Source organism: Mesorhizobium sp. A623 (assembly GCF_054489405.1).
Map to the genome: position 1 here is coordinate 79,784 of NZ_JBTMXB010000016.1, position 25,218 is coordinate 105,001.

Here is a 25,218-nt window from a genome sequence, read left to right on the forward strand (position 1 = left end):
CCGAAAAGGCCGATCCATCCAGCCTGTTTCGTCGGTGTCGCGACCCACCCCGCGGAGCTGGTCAAATCGGGCGGAAACTAGGTCTTTTGCTCGGGCGTTGCAACACCTATAAGGACGCTGCCAGTGAGACGTTTTGACACTTTTCCTTATCCTTTTTTCGAATATCGCATCCGCTCATGTCCACATTGATCCTCATCCCGGCCCGCATGGCCTCGACCCGGCTGCCAGGCAAGCCGCTGGCCGATATCGCCGGCAGCCCGATGATCGTGCATGTCGCGCGTCGTGCCGCGGAAAGCCGGCTCGGCCGCGTCGTGGTCGCAACCGACACGCAAAGCGTCGCCGAAGCGGTCCGCGCCCATGGCTTTGAAGCGGTGATGACGCGGTCCGACCATGAATCGGGATCGGACCGCATTTTCGAGGCGCTGAACGCGCTCGACCCGCACGCCAGCGTGGAAACCATCGTCAATGTGCAGGGCGACCTGCCGACCATCGATCCGGCGCTGATAAGGGCCGCGCTGAAGCCCTTCGACGAGCCCGCCGTCGACATCGCCACGCTGTGCGTCGAGATCGTGCGCGAGGACGAGAAGCTCAACCCCAACGTCGTCAAGGTGGTCGGCTCGCCGCTATCGGGATCGCGGCTCAAGGCGCTGTATTTCACCCGCGCGACAGCCCCCTGGGGCGAGGGGCCGCTTTATCACCATATCGGACTTTACGCCTACCGCCGGGCAGCGCTCGAGCGCTTCGTGGCGCTAAAACCGTCGCCGCTGGAGCGGCGCGAGCGGCTGGAACAATTGCGCGCGCTGGAAGCCGGCATGCGCATCGACGCCGAAATCGTGCAATCGGTGCCGCTGGGGGTCGATACGCCCAGTGACCTCGAGCGCGCCCGTACAATGCTTTCAAACTGAGAACCCGACCATGGCAGACAAGACACCCAAGGAAACAACCAACAGGATCGCCTTCCAGGGCGAGCCGGGCGCGAACTCCGACACCGCCTGCCGCAACGTCTATCCTTCGATGGAGCCCCTGCCCTGCCCGAGTTTCGAGGACGCCTTCAACGCGGTCGAGACGGGCAAGGCCGACCTCGCCATGATCCCGATCGAGAACACGATCGCCGGCCGGGTCGCCGACATTCATCATCTGCTGCCGGAATCGAAGCTCTACATCGTCGGCGAATATTTCCTGCCCATCCATTTCCAGCTGATGGTGCTGCCCGGCGTCAAGCGCGAGGAAATCAGGACCATCCATAGCCATATCCATGCGCTCGGCCAGTGCCGCAAATATATCCGCAAGAACGGCTGGAAGCCGACGGTCGCCGGCGATACGGCGGGCGCGGCCAAGCTGGTGGCCGAGGTGCAGGACCGCACCATGGCGGCGCTGGCGCCGTCGCTGGCCTCGTCCCTCTACGGGCTCGACGTGATCGAGGAGAATGTCGAGGATACCGAAAACAACATCACCCGCTTCGTCGTCCTGTCTAAAGCCAAGAACTGGGCCGAGCGGGCCACTGCTGCTACCGCCATGATGACGACCTTCGTGTTTCGCGTGCGCAACGTGCCGGCGGCGCTCTACAAGGCGATGGGCGGCTTTGCCACCAATGGCGTCAACATGACCAAGCTGGAAAGCTACCAGCTCGACGGCGGCTTCACCGCGACGCAGTTCTACGCCGACATCGAAGGCCACCCCGAAGACGCCAATGTCGCGCGGGCGCTGGAGGAACTGCGCTTCTTCTCGCGCGAAGTGCGTATCCTCGGCGTCTACGAAGCCAACGAATACCGGGCTTCGCAGGGGTCGAAGTACTGAACCCTACCCGGCGTCCACCCATGCGCGGATGAGATGGTGGGCGATGGCACCCGGCGGCGGCGTTATCAGGCCGCCGGCGTGCGTCCGCGCCAGCATCGGGCGAACCTCGTCGCGAGAAAACCAGCGGCAGTCTTCCAGTTCGTTGAGATCCGCCTGGATGTCCTCGTTGATCGGCTCGCCGAAGCAGCCGATCATCAGCGAATAGGGGAACGGCCATGGCTGGCTGGCATGGTAGACGACGCGGCCCAGCCTGATGCCCGCCTCTTCCAGCGTCTCGCGCCGCACAGCGTCCTCGATGGTTTCGCCCGGCTCGATGAAGCCGGCCAGCGCCGAATACATGCCGGGGGCGAAATGCGGACCCCGGCCGAGCAGGCATTTTTCGCGGGTTGCCGTCAGCATGATCGCCACCGGATCGGTGCGCGGAAAGTGTTCGGTGCCGCAGGCGGCGCATTTGCGCCGATAGCCACCCGCCTTCATGGCAGTCTCCGCGCCGCATTTGCCGCAGAAGCGGTGGCTGGCGTGCCAGGCGAGCAGGGAAACGGCTTGCGCCAGCGCGCCGAGCGCCGCCTCGTCGATTAAGCCTTGTGTATAGACGGACCGGTAGTCGATCGCCTTGACCGTCTCGGGCAATTGGTCCGGCGCAAGCGCGGATGGCATGGCAAGCACAGGCGTGCCGTCCGCCATGCCGAGCAGGATCGCCTCGCTGAAGTTTTGCGCGCCAAGCGCCTCACTTTCGGCGACATCGAACCAGCCGTCGAAATTTGCGCCGTCCATTTTCAGGAACAGCCTGCCATCGCGGACCAGCAGCAGCTTTACTGAGGGATCGGCCAGCGCGCGTTCGACGCAGTCGTCGGAGCGGTTTTCGGATTGGCGGTCCAGGCGGTTGCCGGCGAAGCCGACGAACTGGCTCGGTTCGCGCAAGGGCGCGTCAAACAGGCTGAAGACCATGGGCAGAACAGACTCGGGAGGGCAGGCTCGGGAAAACGGCGGATGGAATTTGGGCAGCCTTATAGCGCCGCCTTGATCGTTTCGGCAAACTTGCGCAACTCGTTGCCCCCGTAAGGTTCGCGCAGGCCATGGCCCCAGACCGGACCCGGCCAGCCGGGGTCGCCCTCGGAGCGGGCGATAACATGCACATGGAGCTGCCGCACGATATTGCCGAGCGCGCCGGTATTGATCTTGCTGCAGCCGGTCGTCTTTTTCAGCGCCTGCGCCACCATATTGACCTCGAAGGTCAGCATGGTCTGGTCGAGCGGCGTCATTTCATGGATTTCTTCCGCGCCCGGCCGCTGCGGCACCAGCAACAGCCAGGGCCAGCGCCGATCGTTCATGACCCGCAATTCGCACAGGCCGAGCCACATCAATTGCTCGCTGTCCGCCTCCAGCCGGGCGTCGAGCGTGAATCCGGCCTGCAGGATCGGCATCATCGGCCTTTTTTCCTCGTTACGAATTCCTGGCTACGAAATTACGGCTGCGAATTATGGGCTGTACCTTCGGAAAGCTATTGCGCGTTCCCCGGCGCGGCAAGCGATTCGTTGGGCTTTGCGGCATGCCGGCAACGATTTCGCGCAACCCTTGCATTTCTTCTCCGAATTGCCGATATGGAGGTCGGGAGGTTGGTGGTGGACGAGCCACTCGCCAACCGGGTCAGGTCCGGAAGGAAGCAGCCCTAACGAGCCCGGAACGGGTCATTGTTCCAGCCTCCCACCTCTTCGCAATCCGCCGCTCCGGACAGCCGCCTTGTTGACGGAGCACCGGTACGCGGGCGAAACTCTGTTGTTGGAATCGGCAGCATAAAAGACGGCCGGGGAGCAAAACGGACGGATGAGCGAAGCCGGCAATAACGATACGGGTCCAAGCGAGATAGGCCCAGGCGAGGCAGGCCCAAGCGGGGTAGGCCCGAGCGAGGCAGGCAAGGCCACCGCCGCCTATCGGGTGCTGGCGCGAAAATATCGCCCTTCCAATTTCTCCGAACTGATCGGCCAGGAGCCGATGGTGCGAACGCTGACCAATGCGTTTTCCACAGGCCGCATCGCGCAGGCATGGATGCTGACCGGCGTGCGCGGCGTCGGCAAGACGACGACGGCGCGGATTCTGGCGCGCGCGCTGAACTACAAGACGCAAACCGCCAACCAGCCCACCGTCGATCTCGCCGTCCTTGGCGAGCATTGCCAGGCCATCATGGAAGGCCGCCATGTCGATGTCATCGAGATGGACGCCGCCTCGCACACCGGCATCGACGACATTCGCGACATCATCGAGCGCGTGCGCTACGCCCCCGTTTCGGCGCGCTACAAGGTCTATATCATCGACGAGGTCCACATGCTGTCCAACCAGGCCTTCAACGGCCTGTTGAAGACGCTGGAAGAGCCGCCGCCGCACGTCAAATTCATCTTCGCCACCACTGAAATCAGGAAAGTCCCGATCACGGTGCTGTCGCGCTGCCAGCGCTTCGATCTGCGCCGCATCGATGCCGGCGCGCTGGTGGCGCATCTTGCCTCGATCTCGGCCAAAGAAGGCATCGCGGTCGACGACGAGGCGCTGGCGATGATCGCGCGCGCGGCAGAAGGCTCGGCGCGCGATTCGCTTTCCATTCTCGACCAGGCGATCGCCCATGGCGGTGGCATGGTGGGTGCCGCCGAAGTGCGCGCCATGCTGGGCCTGGCCGACCGCACCCGCATCGTCGACCTGTTCGAACAGGTGATGCGGGGCGACGTGGCGGCGGCCCTTGCCGAGTTCCGCTCGCAATACGACACGGGCGCCGACCCGGCGACCGTGCTGACCGATCTTGCCGAATTCAATCACCTCGTCACCCGCCTGCGGTTCGTGCCGGAGGCGCTCGATGACGCCTCGCTGTCGCAGGACGAGCGCAGCCGGGGCGCGGTTCTTGCCGGGACACTGTCGATCAGGGTGCTGTCGCGCACCTGGCAGATGCTGCTGAAGGGCATCCCGGAGGTCCAGAATTCCAGCCGGCCGGTAAGTGCTGCCGAAATGGTGCTGATCCGCCTGGCGCACGCCGCCGACCTGCCGACACTGGACGAGGCGCTCAAATCGCTGGAGAGCGAAGCGGGGACCGCCAGCGGCGAGCCTCGGCAAAATGGCGCAACCGCCAGCCCGTCTCCATCGGCCCTAGCGCCTTCCGGCAATGGCGGGGCCAGCGCGGTCGCCCATGCGCGCATGCCGTCGAGCGGCAGCGGCGCGCAGGCGATGCGGCTGGTGGAAGCGGCACCTGCACCGGAACCGGTAGCGCCCGTCATTGTGCCCGAGCCTTCGCCGGAGGCGCCGCCTTCCGTTGAGGTAAAGTCGCTGGCCGACCTCGTGGCGCTCGCCGAGGCGCATCGCGACCAGTTGCTCAAGGTCAATCTGAAGGCGCATGTGAGGCTTTTGAAGGCTTCCCCCGGCAGGCTGGACGTCGGCCTTACCGACGCGGCTCCAAAGACGCTGCTCGGTGAACTCAAGAGCAAGATAGAAACCTGGAGCGGCCAACGCTGGATGGTCTCGCTTTCCAAGGACGAGGGCGGGCAGACGCTCGCCGAGATGGAAGCCGCCAAGCGCGAAACCGCCTTTCTCGACGCGCGCAGCGATCCGGCCGTCGCGGCCGTTCTGGCGCGGTTTCCCGGCGCGAAAATCATCGACGTGCGCATTCCCGATGCGCCGGACGCTGACGGGATCGAGGCCGACCTGCCGGTGGAGCCGGTGGCCGGCGACGACGATGACGACTGACCGCAACGACAATAACCGGCAAAGGATCGCACCATGAAAGACCTTCTCGGCCTGATGGGCAAGGCAAAGGAAATGCAGGCCAAGTTCCAGGCCATGCAGGAAGAGATCGCCAGCGTCGAGGCTTCGGGGCAGGCTGGCGGCGGTCTTGTCCAAGTGACGCTTTCCGGCAAGTTCGACATGAAGGCGCTGAAGATCGATCCGTCGCTGTTCAAGGAAGACCAGGTCGAGATCCTCGAAGACCTGATTTTGGCCGCCCATAACGACGCCAAGGGCCGGATCGATCAGGTCATGCAGGAGAAGACCCAGGCGTTGACGGCCGGCCTTCCGATCCCGCCCGGAATGAAGCTGCCGTTCTGAAGTCCTGCCCCCAGTCACGCAATGTAACTGACCAAGGCGGAATGTTGATCGCATTCAAAGCCTTGGCTTGCGGTGTCAATCGTTCTTATTAAGGCGTTAGCCATCTTTTTGCCTGATATTGCCCCATTCTTGCCATGACGCGGGGGCGGGACAGCAGCAGAAGAGGCCAGTTTGTCGATTATCCAGAACCTGGTCGCTCTGCGATGGAAGATGCCTGCGCTGCTGGGCATCCTGATCTCCCCCTTGCTGCTGGCCGGCTGTAACCAGACCACGGGAAGCATTTCCGCCGCCAGCCTGACGGCCAGCCTCACGCCGAGCTTCATGAGCACGCACGCCTACAGATACACTTCCAGGGACAAGGAATGCCTTGCGCGGGCGATGTTCTTTGAATCCAACCGCTCCAGCCGTGAAGGCATGGTCGCGGTGGGCACGGTGGTGATGAACCGGCTTCGGTCGGGCCGCCATGGCAATACGATCTGCGGCGTTGTCGGCGAACCGCGCCAGTTCGCGCCCGGCGTGCTGACGCGCAAGATGAATTCGAAGGCGATGCCGGACGTCGAGGCGGCCGCTCAGGCCGTTTTGAAGGGTGAGCGCGCGCCGAAGCTGAAGAACGCCATGCATTTCCATACGGCGGGCCTGAAATTCCCGTACAAGAACATGCATTATATCGAGGTTGCCGGCGGCAATGCCTTCTACGAGAAGCGCGGCCGCAACTGGAAGCCGCTGCCGGACGAAGGCCTGTTTGCGATTGCCAGCGCAATACCGGCGAAAGATGCTCCCGCCAGCGCCGCAACGACCGCCCAACCGGAGGTGCTGCTGGCTTCGGCAGCGCCGGTCCCGACGCTCAAGACGACCGCGACGCCGGCTGCCAAGCCGCTGCCGGATAGCAAGACGCTCATCGCCATGCAGGAGCCCGACGCCGCGCGTTTCGGTTCGGTGCAGGACTTCGACACCGCGGCAACGCAGGCCCCCGTCATGGCCGCAGCCGCAACCCGCGACGTTTCGCAGCCGGTGCTGTCGTTTCAGTCGACGCCTGACGACACCAACGCCATCGGCGAACTGATCATGAGCCAGAGCCGGCCGATGACCGAATACTGACGGCGATTGCGCCGTCGTTCCTGCTGTTCGCATTTGGCGATTGGCTTTATATGGACGTCATGTCCAAGCGAATCGCCGGCCCCGAGATTGAGCGCCTGATCCAGCTTCTGGCCAAGGTGCCGGGGCTAGGGCCACGTTCGGCCCGCCGCGCCGCCCTCCACCTCATCAAGAAGAAGGAGCAGTTGCTCCAGCCCTTGGCGCAGGCCATGGCCGAGGCGGTCGACAAGGTGCGCATCTGTTCCACCTGCGGCAATGTCGATACCGCCGACCCCTGCATGATCTGCACCGACCCGCGCCGCGATCCTGCCGCCTTGATCGTGGTCGAGGATGTCGCCGATCTGTGGGCGCTGGAGCGCGCGACCGCCATGAACGTGCGCTACCATGTTCTGGGCGGAACCCTGTCGCCGCTCGACGGCATCGGCCCAGATCAACTGAACATCCGCTCGCTAGTCGACCGCGTCGCAGGCGGGGAAGTCAAGGAAGTGATCCTCGCCGTCAACGCCACCGTCGAGGGGCAGACCACGGCGCACTACGTGACCGATCAACTTTCCGGGTTCGAGATGAAGATCACGCGGCTGGCGCATGGCGTGCCGGTCGGCGGCGAACTCGATTATCTGGACGAAGGAACGCTGGCCGCAGCGCTGAAATCGCGGACGGTGTTTTGATATGGGTTGGATGCGTGGTGTGCTCGCCTTCGCCGCCCTCACTATGCTGCTGATATCTCTCGCGCCCGTCTCCGCTGCCCAAATCGACGACCAGTTCCAGGCGTGGCTGCGAACCGATCTGTGGCCGCAGGCGAAGAGCCAGGGCATCTCCCAAAAAACCTTCGACGCGGCGTTTGCCGGGATAAAGCCCAATCTGAAGCTGCCCGATCTGATCATGCCCGGCGAGAAACCAAAAACGCCGAAAAAGCAGCATCAGGCGGAATTCGGTTCGCCGGGCAGCTATTTTGCGGAAAAGACCATCGGCGCGGTCACTGCCGGCGGGCGAGCGCGCGCCTCGGCCAATGCGAAGACGCTGGCGGCCATCGAAAAGCGCTATGGCGTGCCGGGCGGCATCGTCCTGGCGATATGGGGACGTGAAACCGGCTTCGGGGCGGCAAAGCTTTCCTACGATGCCTTCGACGTGCTGGGCACCAAAGCGTTCATGGCGACGCGCAAGGACATGTTCCGCACGGAACTGCTGGCGGCACTCGAGATCGTCCAGAAGGGGCTCGTCCCCCGCGCGGCGATGAAATCGTCCTGGGCCGGCGCGCTCGGCCAGCCGCAATTCATGCCGACTTCCTTTCTCAAGCACGCGGTCGATTTCGACGGCGACGGCCATCCCGATATCTGGAATTCGACGCCGGATGTTCTTGCCTCCATCGCCAATTATCTGGTCGATTATGGCTGGGAAAAAGGCCGTGACTGGGGCTTTGAGGTGACCGTTCCGGCCAGCGTTTCCTGCTCGCTGGAAGGGCCGGATCGGGGCAAGAAGTTCGTCCAATGGGAAAAGCTCGGCATCAACCGCGTCAGCGCAAAGCCGTTTCCGGCAAGCGAGGCGCGGGCCGAAGGGTTTTTGCTGATGCCGGCCGGACGCGAAGGGCCGGCCTTCATCGTCACGCCGAATTTCTACGTGCTCAAGGAATACAATATGAGCGACCTCTATGCGCTGTTCATCGGCCATGGCGCCGACCGCATCGCCTATGGCGACAAGCGGTTTTCGGCGGGCTGGGGCGCGGTCGGCGGACTTTACCGCTCCGACATTGCCGCGATGCAGCGCGGGCTGGAGAAGCAGGGTTACGATGTCGGTTCCGCCGACGGGCTGCCCGGCTTCAAGACCCGGCGCTCGATTGGCGCCTGGCAGGAAAAGAACGGCCTTGCCGCCACCTGCTTTCCCGATGCGAAACTGGTGAAGGCGCTGCGCTAAATTAATTAAGCCGCCTTCGACAACGCCCCATGCGCTTCGGCCAGGATCTCGAACGATTTTACGCGCGCCGCATGGTCGGCTATCTGCGCGGTGACCATCAGTTCGTCGGCGCCCGTGCGGCGGATGAAGGCCTCGACGCCCTGCCGGACCGTTTCGGGCGAGCCGACAACGGCCTGCGAAAGCGCCTGGCCGAGCATGGTTTTCGCGACGGGATCGAGGGCCTGCTCGTAGCCTTCGATCGGCAAAGGCAGCGGCCCGGCGCGGCCGGTACGCAAATTGACGAAAGCCTGCTGCAGCGAGGTGAACAGCAACCTCGCCTCGGCATCGGTCGGTGCCGCAACGACATTAAGCCCCAGCATCACATAGGGCTTGTCGAGTTGCGGCGACGGCTGAAAGCGTGTCCGGTAGACGTCGAGGGCGTGATCCATTTCGGCCGGCGCGAAATGCGAGGCGAAAGCATAGGGCAGGCCGAGGATCGCGGCGAGCTGCGCGCCGTAAAGGCTGGAGCCGAGTATCCACACCGGCACCTGCTGGCCCTCGCCGGGCACGGCGCGGATGCGCTGGCCTTCCTCGGCGGGCTCAAAATAGCGCATCAGTTCGACCACGTCCTGCGGGAACGTATCGACGCCCGCCTCCATGTTGCGGCGAAGCGCCCGCGCCGTCAGCATGTCCGTGCCCGGTGCGCGGCCAAGCCCGAGATCGATGCGGCCCGGATGGAGCGCTGCCAGCGTGCCGAATTGTTCGGCGATGATCAGCGGTGCGTGGTTGGGCAGCATGATGCCGCCCGCGCCGACGCGGATGGTTTTTGTGCCGCCCGCAATATGTGCGATGACGACGGCGGTTGCGGCGCTGGCGATGCCGGGCATGTTGTGGTGCTCGGCCAGCCAGTAGCGCTTGTAGCCCAGCCGCTCGGCATGACGGGCGAGGTCGAGCGAGTTGGCGAGCGACTGCGAGGCAGAACTGCCTTCGACGATGGGCGACAGATCGAGAACGGACAGAAGGGCCATGAGCGGGTATCCAGTGGGAAGAACAGCACCGGATATAGGGAGCCGCTCTCTCCGCCGCAAACGGCAGGAACCGGATGTCGACGCCCTTTCCACGACAGGCGGCGAAATGCCGTTTGCCCCTCGCCGAAAATCCCGCTACACCGCCGCCGTTCTTCCATGCCACCGGGACCCAAGCCGATGAACGACGTCGCCGCCACCGCCGAAATGCAGGCCGCGCTGCTCTCCGCGGCGCTGCCCTACATGCAGCGCTACGAGAACAAGACGGTGGTGGTGAAATATGGCGGGCACGCCATGGGCAATGCTGAACTGGGCAAGGCCTTTGCGCGCGATATCGCGCTGTTGAAGCAGTCCGGCGTCAACCCCATCGTCGTTCATGGCGGCGGGCCGCAGATCGGCGCCATGCTGGCCAAGATGGGCATCGAATCGAAGTTCGAGGGCGGCTTGCGCGTCACCGACGCCAAAACCGTCGAGATCGTCGAGATGGTTCTGGCCGGCTCGATCAACAAGGAAATCGTGGCGCTCATCAACGCCGAGGGCGAATGGGCGATCGGCCTGTGCGGCAAGGACGGCAACATGGTGTTTGCCGAAAAGGCGCGCAAGACCTTCACCGATCCCGACAGCAACATCGAGCGCGTGCTGGACCTGGGCTTCGTCGGCGAGCCGGTCGAGGTCGACCGCACGCTGCTCGACCTTCTGGCGCGTTCGGAAATGATCCCGGTGATTGCACCCGTTGCACCTGGGCGCGACGGCCACACCTACAACATCAACGCGGACACCTTTGCCGGCGCGATTGCCGGCGCGCTCGGTGCGACGCGGCTTCTGTTCCTGACCGATGTGCCTGGCGTGCTCGACGCCGACAAGAAGCTGATCGACGAGCTGACGGTTGCGCAGGCGCGCGACCTGATCATCGACGGGACCATTTCAGGCGGCATGATCCCCAAGGTCGAGACCTGCATCGAGGCCATAGAGCGCGGCGTCGAGGGCGTCGTCATCCTGAACGGCAAGACGCCGCATTCGGTGCTGCTCGAACTGTTCACCGAGCACGGCGCGGGCACGCTGATCGTTCCGTAGCCGCGACCTCACCACATTTCATGCCTGGCGTTGAGTTCTTTCAGAACCGGATGCTCGCGCAGCACGCGGCATAAGCGCTCGATATTCGGCCATGTCGCGCGGGCGCGCGCCGTCTCCGGGTGCCAGCAAAACAGCATCAGCAGATAGATATCGGCAATCGACAGGCGGTCGCCGACCAGCCATTCCCGATCGGCAAGGGCTGCGTCGATCACCGCAAGACCCTGGTCCATCTCGGCCACCGCCGCCTGCCGGACGGCTTTCTGCCCATCCGGATCGGTCGTGTAGCGGTGGGGATAGTAGAAGCGCAGGTCGGCCGGATAGAGCGACGACGCCATGAACGCCATCCAGCGCAGGAATTGGGCACGATCGGCGGAACCGGCCATCGGAGCCAGATCGGCATCAGGATGAAGCTCGGCCAGCAGGATACAGATCGCGGCCGATTCCGTCATCGAATTGCCATCGGGCAGGGTCAGCACTGGTACCTTGTTCAAAGGGCTGACCTTGAGGAAAGCGGCCTCGGGCTGGTCGGTTTTTGGAACGTCGATCTGCTCGAAGGGCTCGCCGGCTAAAAGAAACGCCGCTTCCACGACAAAACCGCCGCTGCCCGGCCGCGTATAGAGTGTGTACATCTGGTCCCTTCCCCCGCCGCGCCATGCCGGCCGGCGGCGATTTGACCATGCAAGCGCCACGCCGCTCAAGCGGCCAGCGACAAGGCCAGCGGGTTTTTCCTGCGATCCAGGTCGATCTATCAGCTTTGCGGCGTCAGCCGCGCCCTGGTGCTGCGCGGCGTCGCCAGCAAAAGGTTGGTTTCGCTGCCGGTGACGCCCGGTATCAGTCGGACACGGCGCAGCACCGCGTCGAAATCGGTCAGCGTCGCGGTCGCCAGTTCGACCACCAGATCCCAGCGCCCATTGGTGGTGTGGATGGTCGAAACCTCGGCAAAGCCGCCCAGCGCCCGGATGGCCCGGTCGGCGGCGTGGCCTTCGATCTCGATCATCATGATGCCGCGAACCGGCAATTCGACCGCGTCGGCGCGCAGGATGACCGTGTAGCCGACGATCTCGCCGGCGCGTTCCAGCCGCTCGATACGCGAGCGCACCGTGGCGCGAGAAACATCGAGATGGATGGCGAGATCGGACACGGTACGGCGCGCATCGTGGCGCAGCAGCGTGATCAGCTTTTGGTCCAAGGAATCCATGATCTACCAATTCGAGAAACCTTACTGCCGTTTTGATAAGCCATTTCGTTTCATTTGCCAATTCATCCTGTTCAATCCGCCAGTCATTCAGGTTCTGATGGCGGAACGAATTTCGCTTGGGGAAATGGGATGCACTGCACGATACTGGGAGCGCCGGTTCAGGTCGGCTCCGGCCGGATGGGATGCGAGATGGGGCCGAGCGCGCTGCGCACGGCGGGTCTTGCAGGTGCCTTGACCGAACTTGGCCATACGCTGACCGATCTGGGCACGGTGACGCTGCCGGCCGTCAGGCCGGTCAGCCACGCCAACACCGCGCTGAAGGCGCTGCCTGAAATCGTCGCCTGGACGGGTGCGATCGCGCAGGCCTCCTACGAAGCCAGCGCCGACGCCATGCCGATTTTCCTCGGCGGCGACCATGCCATCTCCGCCGGCACGGTCACCGGCCTGTCGCGGCGGGCGGCGGAAGTCGGGCGGCCGCTATTCGTGCTGTGGCTCGACGCGCATCCCGATTTTCACACGCTCGACACCACGACCAGCGGCAATCTGCACGGCGTGCCGCTTGCCTATGCCAGCGGCCAGAAGGGGTTTGCGGGCTATTTCCCCGACCTTGCAGCCGCCGTCTCGCCGGAACGCATCTGCGTGCTCGGCGTGCGCAGCGTCGATCCGGCCGAACGCTCAGCGCTGAATGCCGCCGGCGTCACCGTGCACGACATGCGCGCCATTGATGAGCACGGCATCGCGCCGCTGCTTCGCGAATTCCTGGAGCGCGTGGCGCGCGAGGGCGGCATGCTGCATGTCAGCCTCGATGTCGACTTTCTCGATCCGTCGATAGCGCCTGCCGTCGGCACCACCGTTCCGGGCGGCGCCACCATCCGCGAGGCGCATCTGGTGATGGAGATGCTGCACGACAGCGGCCTCGTCACCAGCCTCGATCTCGTAGAACTGAACCCGTTTCTCGATGAGCGCGGGCGCACGGCAACCCTCATGGTCGATTTGACGGCAAGCCTGATGGGCCGCCGCATCATGGACCGCCCGACACGGAGCTATGGAGCATGACCGCCAAACTGAACGTCGTTCCCTTCGTCAGCGTCGATTCGATGATGAAGCTGGTGCTGGCCATCGGCGTCGAGCGCTTCCTGACTGAACTGGCGGCCTATGTCGAAGAAGATTTCCGGCGTTGGGAACTGTTCGACAAGACGCCGCGCGTCGCCTCGCACAGCGCCGACGGCGTCATCGAACTGATGCCGACCAGCGACGGCCAGCTTTACGGCTTCAAATATGTCAACGGCCACCCCAAGAACATGCGCGAAGGCCGCCAGACGGTCACCGCCTTCGGCATGCTGGCCGATGTCGGCAACGGCTATCCGATGCTGTTGACCGAGATGACCATCCTGACCGCCCTGCGCACCGCCGCCACCTCGGCGGTTGCCGCCAAATATCTGGCGCCGAAGGATGCCGACACGATGGCGATCATCGGCAATGGCGCGCAATCGGAATTCCAGGCCGTCGCCTTCAAGGCGCTGCTCGGCGTCGACAAGCTACGGCTTTTCGATATCGACCGTTCGGCGTCGGAGAAATGCGCGAAAAACGTTGCCGGCATGGGCTTCGACATTACCATCTGCCACTCCGGCCAGGACGCGGTCGAGGGTGCGCAGATCATCACCACGGTCACCGCCGACAAGCAGTATGCGACCATCCTGACGGACAACATGGTGGGCCGTGGCGTCCATATCAACGCGGTCGGCGGCGACTGCCCCGGCAAGACCGAACTGCACCGCGATATCCTGCTGCGCTCGGGCATCTTTGTCGAATACCCGCCGCAAACCCGCATCGAGGGCGAGATCCAGGCGCTCGCGCCGGACCATCCGGTCACCGAATTATGGGAGGTCATGGTCGGCAGCGCGACGGGGCGCACGGATGCTGCCCAGATCACGCTGTTCGATTCGGTCGGCTTCGCCATCGAGGATTTTTCGGCGCTGCGCTATGTGCGCGACCAGCTTGTGGCGACCGGTCTTTTCGAGGAACTGGATTTGCTCGCCGACCCGGACGAGCCGCGCGACCTGTTCGGCATGCTGCTGCGCGCCGCCAAGGCGAACTGAAGTCAACCGCCTCGTTCGGGATTATCAGCCACGAACATCGGCCCGCCCTTGTAGGCGGGAAAGCCGTAGCCGTTTATCATCACCAGGTCGATGTCGCTCGAGCGGGCGGCGATGCCCTCCGTGAGCAGGGCCGCACCCTCGCTTGCCATGGCCGCGAGCAGGCGCGTCACGATCTCGGACGGGGTGAAGGCGTGTGGGACAAGCTTGCGAGCACGGCGCGCTTCCTCGATCAGCACGGTCACCTGCGGATCGACCGCGCGCTCGCCGCCAGCATAGTCGTACCAGCCGCGGCCGGTCTTGCGGCCCAGCCGTCCGGCCTCGCACAGCCTGTCGGCGATTTCGACGTAACGCTCGGCGGGATCGCGTGTCGCGGCCTGTCTTTTGCGCCGTGCCCAGGCGATCTCCAGCCCGGCCATGTCGCAGACGGCGAAGATGCCCATCGGAAAACCGTAGCCTTCCAGCGCCGCGTCGATCTCCTGCGGCATGGCTCCGTCTTCCAGCATGAACTCGGCCTCGCGGCGATAGGCCGAAAAGATGCGGTTGCCGACAAAGCCTTCGGTGATGCGGCAGACAATAGCCAGTTTGCCAAGGCGCTTGACGAAGACCAGCGCGGTGGCCAGCACATCGGGCGCGGTGGCCGCACAGTCGACGATTTCGACCAGCCGCATGATGTTGGCCGGCGAAAAGAAGTGCAGCCCCAGGACGCGCTCGGGATGCGCGGTCGCTGCCGCGATCGTGTCGGGGTCGAGATAGCTGGTATTGGTGGCAAGGATGGCGTCCTGCCGCACGATGCCGTCCAGGCGCTTGAACAGTTCGATCTTTATCGCCAGATCGTCGAACACCGCGTCGATGACAAGGTCGGCGACCGCCAGGGCGTTTGCGTCGGCCGTTACCGTCAGGTCGGCGAGGCAGCGTTCGCGCGCTGCGTCTGTCATGCGCCCGGATTTGACCGTCCGGTCGAGCAAAGCCGTTATCCGCTGCCGGCCCTGTTGCGCGGCGTCCGGCGTCTGTTCGAGGCCGATGACACGGTAGCCGGCGGCAAGTGCGGCGGCTGCGATGCCCGCGCCCATCAGGCCAGTGCCGGCGATGCCGACCGTTGCGATTTCACGCAGGAGCGCCGTGTCCAGCCCTTCGACCCGTCCCGCCGCGCGCTCGGCAAAAAACACATGGCGAAGTGCCGCCGATTCGCGCGAGTCCCGCAGGCGCAGGAAAATTGCCCGCTCCTCGGCAAGCCCCTGCCGCAAGTCGACTTCGCCGGCCAATTTGACGAGACGGACAGCCTCGGCCGGCGCTGCCTGTCCGCGCGCCTTGGAAAGGACGCGCTTCACGGCTGTTTCGACACTTGCCGCGTCGCCGGCGGGGACCTTCATCGTGCCCGTGCGGCGCAGGGGCATGCCGGCAAGCGTGCGTACGCTCGCCCGTGCGGCGTCGAGGCAATCGGCCGCCACCGCATCGACAAGCCCTATCTCGGCGGCCTCCGGCGCCTTGATCGTGCGGCCGCTGCCGATAAGGTCGATGGCTCGTTCCGTGCCGATCAGGCGCGGCAGGCGCTGGGTTCCGCCGGCACCCGGCACGATGCCGAGCTTTACCTCCGGCAGGCCGAATGTCGCTTTATCGCTGGCGACCCGGCCGTGGCAGACCAGCGCGATCTCCAGTCCGCCTCCCAGCGCCGCGCCGTTGATGGCGGCAACGACCGGTTTGTCGAACGCCTCGATCCGCTCGACCAGATCGGGCAGCGTCGGTTCAGCCATCGGCTTGCCGAACTCCCTGATGTCGGCCCCCGCGATAAAGGTGCGACCGGCACCGATTATAACCACGCCGGCGACGTCGCCATGCGCTGCCGCCTGCTCCAGCGCTTCGGCCAACCCTTGCCGCACATGCGCCGACAACGCGTTGACGGGCGGGTTGTCGATGGCAACGACGAGGATGCCGTCCGTGACTTCGCCCGAGACACTTTGCGAAAAGCGGATCGCGGTCATGAACCTTGCCTCATTGCGGCCAACCTCATTCCGGAACTACGGCGGTCGCCTGGATTTCGATCTTGGCGCGGTCCTCGATCAGGGCGACGACCTGCATCGCCGCCATGGCGGGGAAATGCCGGCCGATGATATCACGATAGGCCTGGCCGATGCCGGGCAGGTTCTGCGCATATTCCTGCTTGTCGACGAAATACCAGGTCATGGACGTGATGTGCTGGGGACCGGCCCCGCCGGCGCGCAGGACGGCGACGACATTTTCCAGCGTCTGGCGTACCTGCCCGACAAAATCGTCGGTCTCGAACTGGCAATTGCCGTTCCAGCCGATCTGCCCGCCGACGAAGATGGTCTTGCCCTTGGCGGCGATACCGTTGGAATAGCCGATCGGCTTGGCCCAGCCTTCCGGCTGCAAGATTTCATGCATCGACTTGTCTCCTGATGTCGTCATTTCGCCGCCTTCATCAATTCGCGGCCAATGATAAGTTTTTGCACTTCGGTCGCGCCTTCGTAGATGCGCAGCGCCCGGATTTCGCGGTAAAGCCGCTCGACGATCTCGCCGACGCGAACGCCACGCCCGCCGAACAGTTGCAGCGCCTGGTCGATGACCCATTGCGCGTTCTCGGTCGCCGTCAGCTTGGCCATCGCCGCCTCGCGCGTCGCCGGCAGTTTCTGCACGTCGCGCCGCCATGCCGTGCGGGCGGTCAGGAGGGCTGCGGCATCGATTGCCGTGGCCATCTCGCCCAGCGTGCTTTGCGCGGTCGGCAGATCGGCCAGCGTCGCCCCGAACATTTTTCGCGCCTGCGCATGGGCGACGGCTTCGTCCAGAGCGCGGCGGGCAAAGCCAAGTGCCGCCGCTGCAACCGATGGTCGGAAAATATCCAGCGTGCGCATGGCGATCTTGAAGCCTTCGCCCGGACTTCCAAGAAGCTGCGAGGCGGGGATGCGGCAGCCATCGAAGCGAATGCGGGCGAGCGGATGCGGCGCGATGGTCTCGATCCGCTCGACGATCGAAAAGCCCGGCGTATCGGCAAACACCACGAAAGCCGAAATGCCGCGCGTGCCGGGCGCTTCGCCGGTGCGGGCAAAGACGGTGTAAACGTCGGCGATGCCGCCATTCGAAATGAAGGTCTTTTCGCCGTCGAGCACATAGGCGTCGCCGTCGCGCCGGGCGGCACAGCCCATCGCCGCGACATCCGATCCGGCTTCCGGTTCGGTCAGCGCGAAGGCCGAGATCAACTCGCCTCTGGCGGTTTTGGGCAGGACAGCCTGCTTGATCGCGTCGGTTCCCGACAGGCTGATCGCGCCGGTGCCCAGCCCCTGCATGGCAAAGACGAAATCGGCGAGGCCGTCCGCATAAGCCAGCGTTTCCCGCGCGATGCACAGCGCACGGCTGTCAATCACCTCGGACATGCCGCCGAAGGCCTGCGGCACGCAATGGCGCAGGAAGCCGGCCGCGCCGAGTTGTTTCACCAGAGCCTTGCAGGCTGCATCGGCGTCGGCGTGATCGATGACACCCAGCCCGTTGGCCGCGATGAAGCCATCCAGGTCGCCAGCAAGCGCGCGATGCTCCTGCCCGAAGAACGGCCATTCAAGATGGTCGCGCGAGGGCGCGCGCAGCGTCTCTGCACCATGCGCGGTCATCGCTCAGTCTCCCTTGAAGGCGGGTTTTTCTTTGGCGGCGAAGGCTTCGAAGGCGCGGCGGAAATCGCCGGTGGCCATGCAGATCGCCTGCGCTTGCGCCTCGGATTCGATGATCTCCTCGATGCCCATCGACCATTCCTGATCCAGCATCTTCTTGGTCATGGAATGCGCGAACCATGGGCCGTCGGCAAGATTGCGGGCAAAGCGCTGCGCCTCGCCAAGCAAAGCAGAACGCTCATGCAGGCCGTTATAAAAGCCCCAGGCATGGCCCTCGGCCGCCGTCATCACGCGCCCGGTAAACAGAAGTTCCGCCGCGCGGCCCTGGCCGATGATGCGCGGAAGGATCCCGCAGGCACCCATGTCCGCGCCGGCCAGGCCAACGCGCGTGAACAGGAAGGCGGTCTTGGCTTCCGGCGTGGCAAGGCGATAATCCGCCGCCATCGCCAGAATGGCGCCGGCCCCGGCGCAGATGCCATCGACGGCGGCAATGATCGGCTGCGGGCAGGCGCGGATCTGGCGCACCAGATCGCCGGTCATGCGGGTGAAGTCGATCAGGTCCGGCATCGCCATTTTCGTCAGCGGCTCGATGATCTCGAACACGTCGCCGCCCGACGAAAAACTGCCGCCGGCTCCGGTCAGCACCACGGCGCGAACGTCGCTGGCGCGGTGCAGCAAGCGGAACAGGTCGCCCAGTTCCTCGTAGCTTTCGAAGGTCAGCGGGTTCTTTTTCTCGGGCCGGTTGAGCGTGATGGTGGCGACGCGGCCATCCTCATCGGTCTCGAACAGGAAATGTTTGGCCTTGTGGCCTTTGAAGGGGTGGCGCTTGGCCTGCATTTCACTGGTCATTTTCAGCTTCCCATCACTTCGCCGCCGGCCACCGGAATGGCCTGCCCGGTTATTGCCGTCGCATTGTCGCCGACCAGCCACAGCACCGCGTCTGCGACTTCTTCAGGCGTCACCAGTCGTCCTTGCGGGTTCGCGCGCGCCAGCGCGGCCCGCGCCTCGTCGGCCGTGCGGCCAGTTTTGCCGGTGATCGTCTCGACGGCACCTTCCAGCAGCGGCGTATCGGTGTAGCCGGGGCACACCGCGTTGACGGTGATGCCGGTGCGCGCCAGTTCCAGCGCCAGCGAGCGCGTCAGGCCGATGACGCCATGCTTGGAGGCGCAATAGGCCGACACGTAAGGATAGCCGGTCAGGCCGGCCGTGCTGGCGACATTGACGATCTGACCTTTTTTCATTCGGCGGATCGATGGCAGCACCGCTTGGGTTACCAGAAACACGCCGGTCAGATTGTTGCCGATGATACGGCTCCACAGCTCGAGCCCGGTTTTGTCAAAAGGTGCTGACGCCGCTTCGCCGGCGCAATTGACCAGCACCGACACGTCGCCATGCGCCGCGAGTGCCCGTTCCACGCCGCGTTCAACGGCTTGGCTGTCGGTGACATCAAAACCATCGACCACAAAGCCGGTGCCGCCGCCCGCTGCTATTTCTTGCAAAACGCTTTCAAGCGGTGCCGCGCGCCGTCCGGCCAGCGATACGGAAAAGCCTTTCGCCGCCAGCGCCAGCGCGATGGCGCGGCCGATGCCGCTGCCGGCACCCGTCACGAAGGCATGCCTGGCGGCGCTCATCGGGTCTTGCCCGCGTCAAGCGCTGCGCGCGCCAGATTGTTCTCGTATTGCGCGCGGGCCGAATAATACTGTTTTGGCCAGGCCAGGCCGGCATAGCCGATCCTGGCCGCCTCATGCAGGGCGAAGGACGGGTCGGCCAGATGCGGCCGGGCAATCGCGCATAGATCGGCGCGGCCGGCGGCGATGATCGAATTGGCATGGTCGGCTTCCGAAATCGCCCCGACCGCGATGGTGGCGATGTCGATCTCGTTTCGGATCTTGTCGGAAAACGGCGTCTGGAACAGGCGTCCATAGACCGGTTTTTCTTCCTTGACGACCTGACCGGAAGAGCAATCGACAAGGTCCGTTCCTGCGTCCTTGAACATCTGCGCAAAAATGGCCGCATCGTCCGGCGTGTTGCCGCCCTCGAACCAGTCATTGGTGGAAAGGCGAACCGAAGTAGGCTTCTCCTGCGGCCACACGGCGCGAATGGCGCGAAAAACTTCGAGCGGGAAGCGCGCGCGGTTTTCGTGGCTGCCGCCATAGTCGTCGTCGCGGTGATTGGTCAGCGGCGACAGGAAGCTGGACAGAAGATAGCCGTGCGCTGCATGCAGTTCGAGAATATCGAAGCCGATATCGGCGGCACGCTCGGTTGCCGAAACGAAATCGGCGATCACGCGGTCCATGTCTTGCCGGGTCAAGGCGCGGGGCGTGTCGGAATGCTCCAGATACGGCAGGGGCGACGCCGAGATCAGTGGCCAGCCGCCTTCGCTCAACGGTTCGTCGCCGCCTTCCCAGGCGACGCGGGTCGCGCCCTTGCGCCCGGCATGGCCAAGCTGGATGCCGATCTTGGCTTGCGTTTCACGATGCACGAAATCGATGATGCGCTTGAACCCCGCCGCCTGTTCCTCGTTCCACAGGCCGAGGCAGCCGGGCGTGATGCGGGCGTCCGGCGACACGCAGGTCATCTCCGGAAAGATCAGCGCGGCACCGCCCATGGCTCGCGCGCCAAGATGCACCATGTGGAAATCGTCCGGCATGCCATCCGTGGCCGAATACATCGCCATCGGCGAAACCACGATGCGGTTGTGCAGGGTCATGTCGCGGATCGTGAAGGGCGTGAACATGGGCGGCGGCACCGCCCCGTTCGGTGCCGGATCGACCCCGGCGTGCTCGGCGAACCAGCGCTCGTAATTCTCGAGCCATGTCTTGTCGCGCAGCCGCAGGTTCTCGTGGCTGATGCGCTGCGAGCGCGTCAGCATCGAATACATGAACTGCTCCGGCTCCATCGTATCGGCGTAGCGGGTGCCGACGACCTCGAACCATTCCATGGCGTTGCGGGCAGCGTTCTGGATGCGCGCGACATCGACGCGGCGCACCTCTTCATAGGCGGCGAGCACCGCTGGAATGTTGGCGGCGTCGTGGCCGGCGATATCGAACTGTTTTGTCAGTTCGATCGCATCGTCGAGCGCCAGCTTGGTGCCGGAGCCGATGGCGAAATGCGCGGTGTGCGCGCTGTCGCCCATCAAGACGACATGGCTGTTGCCGTTGAAATGGCTCCACTTCTCGCAGATCAACCGGCCAAAATTCAGCCATGCCGAGCCGCGCAGATGGCGGGCGTTGCCCATAAGCTTGTGGCCGTCCAGCGTATCGGCAAACAGCTTTTCGCAAAACGCGATCGACTGGTCCTGATCCATCTCGCCGAGGCCGTGCGCGTTGAAAACGTCCTCGGTCGTCTCGACGATGAAGGTCGAAGTGTTGTCGTCAAAACGGTAGATATGCGCCTGGAACCAGCCATGGTCGGTCTTGCGGAAATCGAAGGTGAAGGCGTCGAAGCGCTTGTCGGTGCCGAGCCAGACATAGCGGTTCGGCCGCATCACCATGTCGGGCTTGAAGATGCCGGCATATTTGGCGCGGATTTTGGAGTTCACGCCATCAGCGGCGATGATCAGGTCGGCGTCCGCGAACTCCTCGTCGCTTAGCACTTCACGCTCGAACACCAGTTCGACGCCAAGCTCGATGCAGCGCTCCTGCAGGATGTTGAGCATCTTCTTGCGGCCGATGCCGACAAAGCCATGGCCGCTGGTGCGGATCTTGCGGCCTTTGAACACCAGTTCGATATCGTCCCAGTGGTTGAAGGCGTCCTCGATGCTGGCCGCCGTCTTCGGGTCCCACTGGCGCATCGACTGCATGGTCGCGTCGGAAAACACGACGCCCCAGCCGAACGTATCGAAGGGCCGGTTGCGCTCGACCACCTTGACCTGGTGCGCGGGATGCTGGAGCTTCATCAGCAGACCGAAATAAAGCCCGGCTGCTCCGCCCCCGATACAGACAATGCGCATGGACGACCTCCCGTGGCAGCACCCTCCGCACGAAAACAGGAGGCGTATTTATGCCACGTTTCGAAGAATAGGCTTCTTCCCCTGAATTTCAAGCTTAAAAGCTTTAAGCTTGAAATTGTTTGCCGAAACAGTTCCCGGGCTGGATGCCAACTGCCGCGGTCAGGGCCGAGCGGTCCCGCCCTTCGCGGACCGGCCCAATGCCGCGACGATGGAGCGCTTGAGCACGGCGAGTTCATCGAGCAGCTTCGCTTCGTCCTGCAGCGCCATTTCGCCGAAAAGCTCGGCTATCCATTCGGCGTGGGCTGCCGCCATCTTTTCGAACTGGGTGCGCCCGAACGGGGTCAGGGCGATGATCTGCACGCGCCTGTCGCTTGGCGATGTGGTGCGGCTGATAAAGCCGTCCTCGACCAGCCGCTCCACCAGCACGCTGATGTTTCCGGGCGACACCATCATCCGCTTGGAAACCTCGCCCAGCACCATGCCGTCATGGGCGCGCACCAATTGCGCCATCAGGTCGAAACGCGGAAGCGTCGAATCGAATTCCGTGCGCAGGCGTCGCCGCACTTCCGTTTCCACCAGCGTCGAGCAGGTGAGCAGGCGCAGCCACAGCCGCAGCTCGGAGCCGTGGTCGCCGGGCGATTCCAGAACCTTCGTCTCGCCGTCGACCCATGCGGTCGGCTTCTCGTCCATGCCGGAAATCTCGCCCATTTCCCTGTCGTTCCGTCTCAAATCATCCTGACCGGCCTTATAGGCGATAGTTGCCCGAGGCACCACTTAGTTCAAGTCAGGAGTATTTTTTGGACGCTTCCGGCACGAAACGACGAAGCGCGTGCGTCCATTCGGGCGCACGCGCTTCAAAGCGATCGGCGGTTCAGCCGAGCGTCAGCCGAATTTCGGGTCGAGCGAGCCGCTCTTGTAGAGCTTGGCCATCTCGGCGACCGGTATAGGCCGAATCGACGAGGCGTGGCCGGCGGTGCCGAATTCCTCGAAGCGCTGCTTGCACAGCTTGGTCATCGCAGCCATGGCGGGCTTGAGGTATTTGCGCGGGTCGAACTCGCTCGGGTCCTCGGTCAGCACCTTGCGGATCTGCCCGGTCAGCGCCATGCGGTTGTCGGTGTCGATATTGATCTTGCGCACGCCGTTCTTGATGCCGCGCAGGATTTCCTCGATCGGCACGCCCCAGGTCGGCTTCATCTTGCCGCCATAGGCATTGATGATGTCCTGCAGTTCCTGCGGCACCGACGACGAGCCGTGCATGACCAGATGCGTGTTCGGCAGCTTGCGGTGGATTTCCTCGATGACGTTCATGGCCAGCACCGAACCGTCGGGCTTGCGCGTGAATTTATACGCGCCGTGCGAAGTGCCCATGGCGATCGCCAGCGCATCGACCTTGGTTTCGGCGACGAACTTCACCGCTTCGTCGGGGTTGGTCAGCAACTGGTCGTGGCTGAGCTTGCCTTCCGCACCATGGCCGTCTTCCTGGTCGCCCATGCCGGTTTCGAGCGAGCCCAGCACGCCGAGTTCGCCTTCCACCGAAATGCCGCCGAGATGCGCCATGTCGGCGACGGTGCGGGTCACGCCGACATTGTAGTCCCAGTCGCCGGGGGTCTTGCCGTCGGCATGCAACGAGCCGTCCATCATCACCGATGTGAAGCCGGACTGGATCGCGGTCATGCAGGTGCCGGGTTCGTTGCCGTGATCGAGATGCACGCAGACCGGAATATGCGGATAGATTTCCGTCACCGCGTCCATCATGTGCTTGAGCATGATGTCGTTGGCATAGGTGCGCGCGCCGCGCGATGCCTGCAGGATGACCGGCGCGTCGCAGGCGTTTGCCGCCTCCATGATGGCGAGCGCCTGTTCCATGTTGTTGATGTTGAAGGCCGGCACGCCATAACCGTGTTCTGCGGCATGGTCGAGCAGTTGCCTGAGTGTGATGCGGGCCATTTGTCCTCCGTGGTCCTGAAAAGCAACGTTTAACGACGCGGGGCGCAAGGCGGCAATTTCTCGACGCCAAACGCCCACTCGCCCCGTTCATGGCCAAAAGCCGGGCGTTTGTCGAGTGGTGTTCATCTGTCCGCGGCCAACTTGCGGTTTGAGCCATGAAGTGTGAAATTGCGCCGATTCAAGGGTGCCGCGCGGTCTTTTGCCGAAGCAGGCTTATCCCGTCGGGAGACCGTGTTGAGCCATCTCGATCGCTCGCTGATTGCGAACCTGCCTCAGTTCGAGGGCATGGAGCCGCGTGATCTCGATCACGTGCTGGGGGGTGCCCGTGCGCAGCGCGTTGCGCGGGACGCCACGATCTTCGAGCAGGAAGGCGAGGCGCATTTCTTCTACCTGTTGCTGGACGGGCATGTGCGCGTGGTGAAAACCACGGCGGACGGCCAGCAGGTGATCGTTCGCTACATCAGCGCCGGCGAATTGCTGGGCATCGCGCACGCGCTGGGGCGCACCACCTATCCGGCGAGCGCGATCGCCGCGGTCGACTGCGTCGTGCTTGCCTGGCCAAGCCGTCTGTGGGCAGAATTTTCGCAGCTTTACCCGGCCTTCGGCGCCGCGACATACCGAACGGTCGGTGCGCGGCTGCAGGAAGCCCATACGCGTGTCGTCGAAATGTCCACGCAGCAGGTGGAACAGCGTGTCGCGCACGCCTTGCTGCGCCTAGTAAAGCAGACCGGCAAGAAGTCGGACGAAGGGATCCTGATCGATTTTCCGATCTCGCGGCAGGACATCGCCGAAATGACCGGCACAACGCTGCACACGGTAAGCCGCCTGCTCAGCCTGTGGGAGACGAAAGGGCTGGTGCGCAGCGGCCGGCAAAAGGTGACGATTGTCGAACCGCACCGCCTGCTCCTGCTTGCCGAAGGGCGTTTGCAGAAAGACTGATTACAGGCAGCTCGCCGCCGATGTGCGGTGCGTGAGCCTCGTCGGAAGGACGAGTGTCGTGGTGGTGGAGAAAAAGTGGTGCCGCTTAGGAGCATCCCATTGTGATTGCTACGCTTTTCAGCTTGCCTCTAGCCTTCTCAATGTGCTTGATACTGCTTTCTTATTCCGTTTCCTGCTATTGCTCCCTTTCTCACGTAATTGCCCTGTAGCGCAGCGTCAAAGGGGGACATTTCAGGGGACGTAAAGGGGGTAAAAGCCGGCCATGGGAGTGATGAATAGACTGACCGTGAAGGGCATTGCATCGCTTCCTGCGGGTAAACATGCCGATGGCTGCCGGCAGTTGCTGCCGAGCCGGAAATGACCCCGCGCGATCAGGCCATCTGGCACATGCGCCAGCTTGAGCGGCTTATCCGCGAGGATGGCGGTACTACCACTACTTTGGTAGAAGTGAACGAGGCGGTTTGAGGAGGAGGTAGCGGCAGTGAGGGCAATGGCTTGGGGGTGAGCG

The 25,218-nt window shown here is 63.9% G+C and carries 25 protein-coding genes and 1 other RNA gene; 12 read left to right on the forward strand and 14 right to left on the reverse strand.

Annotation, left to right across the window (positions count from 1 at the left end; genetic code table 11):
• Positions 1–176: 176 nt before the first annotated feature.
• Entirely contained in the window at positions 177–905 is a 729-nt protein-coding gene (locus ACX3P1_RS17260) for a 3-deoxy-manno-octulosonate cytidylyltransferase (protein ID WP_459080827.1), read from the forward strand.
• A gap of 10 nt (positions 906–915) precedes the next feature.
• Positions 916–1,797, forward strand: coding sequence for a prephenate dehydratase (locus ACX3P1_RS17265; protein WP_459080828.1), 882 nt, complete (start codon positions 916–918; stop codon positions 1,795–1,797).
• 3 nt (positions 1,798–1,800) lie between these two features.
• On the opposite strand, the gene nudC is transcribed toward ACX3P1_RS17265, so the two are convergent.
• Together nudC and ACX3P1_RS17275 are read right to left on the reverse strand one after the other, a co-directional pair.
• Positions 1,801–2,745, reverse strand: coding sequence for an NAD(+) diphosphatase (gene nudC, locus ACX3P1_RS17270; protein WP_459080830.1), 945 nt, complete (start codon positions 2,743–2,745; stop codon positions 1,801–1,803).
• A 59-nt stretch (positions 2,746–2,804) separates the two neighbouring features.
• A complete protein-coding gene (locus tag ACX3P1_RS17275; protein ID WP_459080831.1) occupies positions 2,805–3,224 on the reverse strand; it encodes an HIT family protein in 420 nt (139 codons plus the stop codon).
• Positions 3,225–3,408: 184 nt separating this feature from the next.
• On the opposite strand from ACX3P1_RS17275, the gene ffs reads away from it, so the two are divergent.
• The 6 genes from ffs (at position 3,409) to ACX3P1_RS17305 (ending at position 8,883) form a co-directional block, all read left to right on the forward strand.
• Positions 3,409–3,505: signal recognition particle sRNA small type (ffs, locus tag ACX3P1_RS17280), an RNA gene on the forward strand.
• 116 nt (positions 3,506–3,621) lie between these two features.
• Complete coding sequence (locus ACX3P1_RS17285) at positions 3,622–5,520, forward strand: DNA polymerase III subunit gamma/tau (protein WP_459080832.1); 1,899 nt, start codon at positions 3,622–3,624, stop codon at positions 5,518–5,520.
• Positions 5,521–5,553: 33 nt separating this feature from the next.
• Positions 5,554–5,877 carry a YbaB/EbfC family nucleoid-associated protein gene (locus tag ACX3P1_RS17290; RefSeq protein WP_459080833.1) on the forward strand — a complete coding sequence of 108 codons (324 nt, stop codon included), beginning with the start codon at positions 5,554–5,556 and terminating at the stop codon, positions 5,875–5,877.
• A 210-nt stretch (positions 5,878–6,087) separates the two neighbouring features.
• Positions 6,088–6,975, forward strand: coding sequence for a cell wall hydrolase (locus tag ACX3P1_RS17295; RefSeq protein ID WP_459080834.1), 888 nt, complete (start codon positions 6,088–6,090; stop codon positions 6,973–6,975).
• Positions 6,976–7,034: 59 nt separating this feature from the next.
• A complete protein-coding gene (gene recR / locus ACX3P1_RS17300; protein ID WP_459080835.1) occupies positions 7,035–7,640 on the forward strand; it encodes a recombination mediator RecR in 606 nt (201 codons plus the stop codon).
• Between the two features lie 10 nt (positions 7,641–7,650).
• Positions 7,651–8,883, forward strand: a complete 1,233-nt coding sequence (locus ACX3P1_RS17305; RefSeq protein ID WP_459080863.1) for a lytic murein transglycosylase — start codon at positions 7,651–7,653, stop codon at positions 8,881–8,883.
• Positions 8,884–8,888: 5 nt separating this feature from the next.
• Here the strand turns inward: ACX3P1_RS17305 and ACX3P1_RS17310 are convergent, their stop codons facing one another.
• Positions 8,889–9,890, reverse strand: a complete 1,002-nt coding sequence (locus ACX3P1_RS17310) for an LLM class flavin-dependent oxidoreductase (protein ID WP_459080836.1) — start codon at positions 9,888–9,890, stop codon at positions 8,889–8,891.
• 177 nt (positions 9,891–10,067) lie between these two features.
• On the opposite strand from ACX3P1_RS17310, the gene argB reads away from it, so the two are divergent.
• Positions 10,068–10,961: an acetylglutamate kinase gene (gene argB, locus ACX3P1_RS17315; RefSeq protein ID WP_459080838.1), complete on the forward strand. Its 894-nt coding sequence runs from the start codon at positions 10,068–10,070 to the stop codon at positions 10,959–10,961.
• 8 nt (positions 10,962–10,969) lie between these two features.
• Here argB and ACX3P1_RS17320 read toward each other — a convergent pair whose 3' ends face one another.
• Both ACX3P1_RS17320 and ACX3P1_RS17325 read right to left on the reverse strand, forming a co-directional pair.
• A complete protein-coding gene (locus ACX3P1_RS17320; RefSeq protein ID WP_459080839.1) occupies positions 10,970–11,590 on the reverse strand; it encodes a glutathione S-transferase family protein in 621 nt (206 codons plus the stop codon).
• 119 nt (positions 11,591–11,709) lie between these two features.
• The gene (locus ACX3P1_RS17325; protein ID WP_459080840.1) at positions 11,710–12,159 is read right to left on the reverse strand and encodes an Lrp/AsnC family transcriptional regulator; all 450 of its coding nucleotides are present in this window, start codon (positions 12,157–12,159) and stop codon (positions 11,710–11,712) included.
• A 129-nt stretch (positions 12,160–12,288) separates the two neighbouring features.
• Here ACX3P1_RS17325 and rocF point away from each other — a divergent pair, with 129 nt between their 5' ends.
• Both rocF and ACX3P1_RS17335 read left to right on the forward strand, forming a co-directional pair.
• Positions 12,289–13,215, forward strand: coding sequence for an arginase (rocF, locus tag ACX3P1_RS17330; protein ID WP_459080842.1), 927 nt, complete (start codon positions 12,289–12,291; stop codon positions 13,213–13,215).
• Positions 13,212–14,258: an ornithine cyclodeaminase gene (locus ACX3P1_RS17335; protein ID WP_459080843.1), complete on the forward strand. Its 1,047-nt coding sequence runs from the start codon at positions 13,212–13,214 to the stop codon at positions 14,256–14,258. Before rocF ends, ACX3P1_RS17335 begins: the two co-directional genes overlap by 4 nt.
• A 2-nt stretch (positions 14,259–14,260) precedes the next feature.
• Here the strand turns inward: ACX3P1_RS17335 and ACX3P1_RS17340 are convergent, their stop codons facing one another.
• From ACX3P1_RS17340 to fba, 8 genes are all read right to left on the reverse strand, one after another.
• Positions 14,261–16,237, reverse strand: coding sequence for a 3-hydroxyacyl-CoA dehydrogenase NAD-binding domain-containing protein (locus ACX3P1_RS17340; protein WP_459080844.1), 1,977 nt, complete (start codon positions 16,235–16,237; stop codon positions 14,261–14,263).
• A gap of 25 nt (positions 16,238–16,262) precedes the next feature.
• Positions 16,263–16,658: a RidA family protein gene (locus tag ACX3P1_RS17345; RefSeq protein ID WP_459080864.1), complete on the reverse strand. Its 396-nt coding sequence runs from the start codon at positions 16,656–16,658 to the stop codon at positions 16,263–16,265.
• Positions 16,659–16,678: 20 nt separating this feature from the next.
• The gene (locus tag ACX3P1_RS17350) at positions 16,679–17,875 is read right to left on the reverse strand and encodes an acyl-CoA dehydrogenase family protein (RefSeq protein WP_459080845.1); all 1,197 of its coding nucleotides are present in this window, start codon (positions 17,873–17,875) and stop codon (positions 16,679–16,681) included.
• Between the two features lie 3 nt (positions 17,876–17,878).
• Positions 17,879–18,721, reverse strand: a complete 843-nt coding sequence (locus tag ACX3P1_RS17355) for an enoyl-CoA hydratase family protein (protein ID WP_459080846.1) — start codon at positions 18,719–18,721, stop codon at positions 17,879–17,881.
• 2 nt (positions 18,722–18,723) lie between these two features.
• Entirely contained in the window at positions 18,724–19,503 is a 780-nt protein-coding gene (locus ACX3P1_RS17360) for an SDR family NAD(P)-dependent oxidoreductase (protein ID WP_459080847.1), read from the reverse strand.
• Entirely contained in the window at positions 19,500–21,824 is a 2,325-nt protein-coding gene (locus ACX3P1_RS17365) for a bifunctional salicylyl-CoA 5-hydroxylase/oxidoreductase (RefSeq protein ID WP_459080848.1), read from the reverse strand. The genes ACX3P1_RS17360 and ACX3P1_RS17365 overlap by 4 nt, the downstream gene beginning before the upstream one ends.
• 159 nt (positions 21,825–21,983) lie before the next feature.
• Positions 21,984–22,532 (reverse strand): MarR family winged helix-turn-helix transcriptional regulator, encoded by a 549-nt coding sequence (locus tag ACX3P1_RS17370; RefSeq protein ID WP_459080849.1) that lies wholly within the window; start codon positions 22,530–22,532, stop codon positions 21,984–21,986.
• 174 nt (positions 22,533–22,706) lie between these two features.
• Positions 22,707–23,771, reverse strand: coding sequence for a class II fructose-bisphosphate aldolase (fba, locus tag ACX3P1_RS17375; protein WP_459080850.1), 1,065 nt, complete (start codon positions 23,769–23,771; stop codon positions 22,707–22,709).
• A gap of 234 nt (positions 23,772–24,005) precedes the next feature.
• Between fba and ACX3P1_RS17380 the strand changes: the two genes are divergently transcribed.
• On the forward strand, positions 24,006–24,710 hold the full coding sequence (locus ACX3P1_RS17380; RefSeq protein WP_459080851.1) for a Crp/Fnr family transcriptional regulator: 705 nt from the start codon (positions 24,006–24,008) through the stop codon (positions 24,708–24,710).
• A gap of 231 nt (positions 24,711–24,941) precedes the next feature.
• Here the strand turns inward: ACX3P1_RS17380 and ACX3P1_RS17385 are convergent.
• The coding region (locus tag ACX3P1_RS17385; RefSeq protein ID WP_459080852.1) for a hypothetical protein at positions 24,942–25,218 on the reverse strand (277 nt) is incomplete at its 5' end.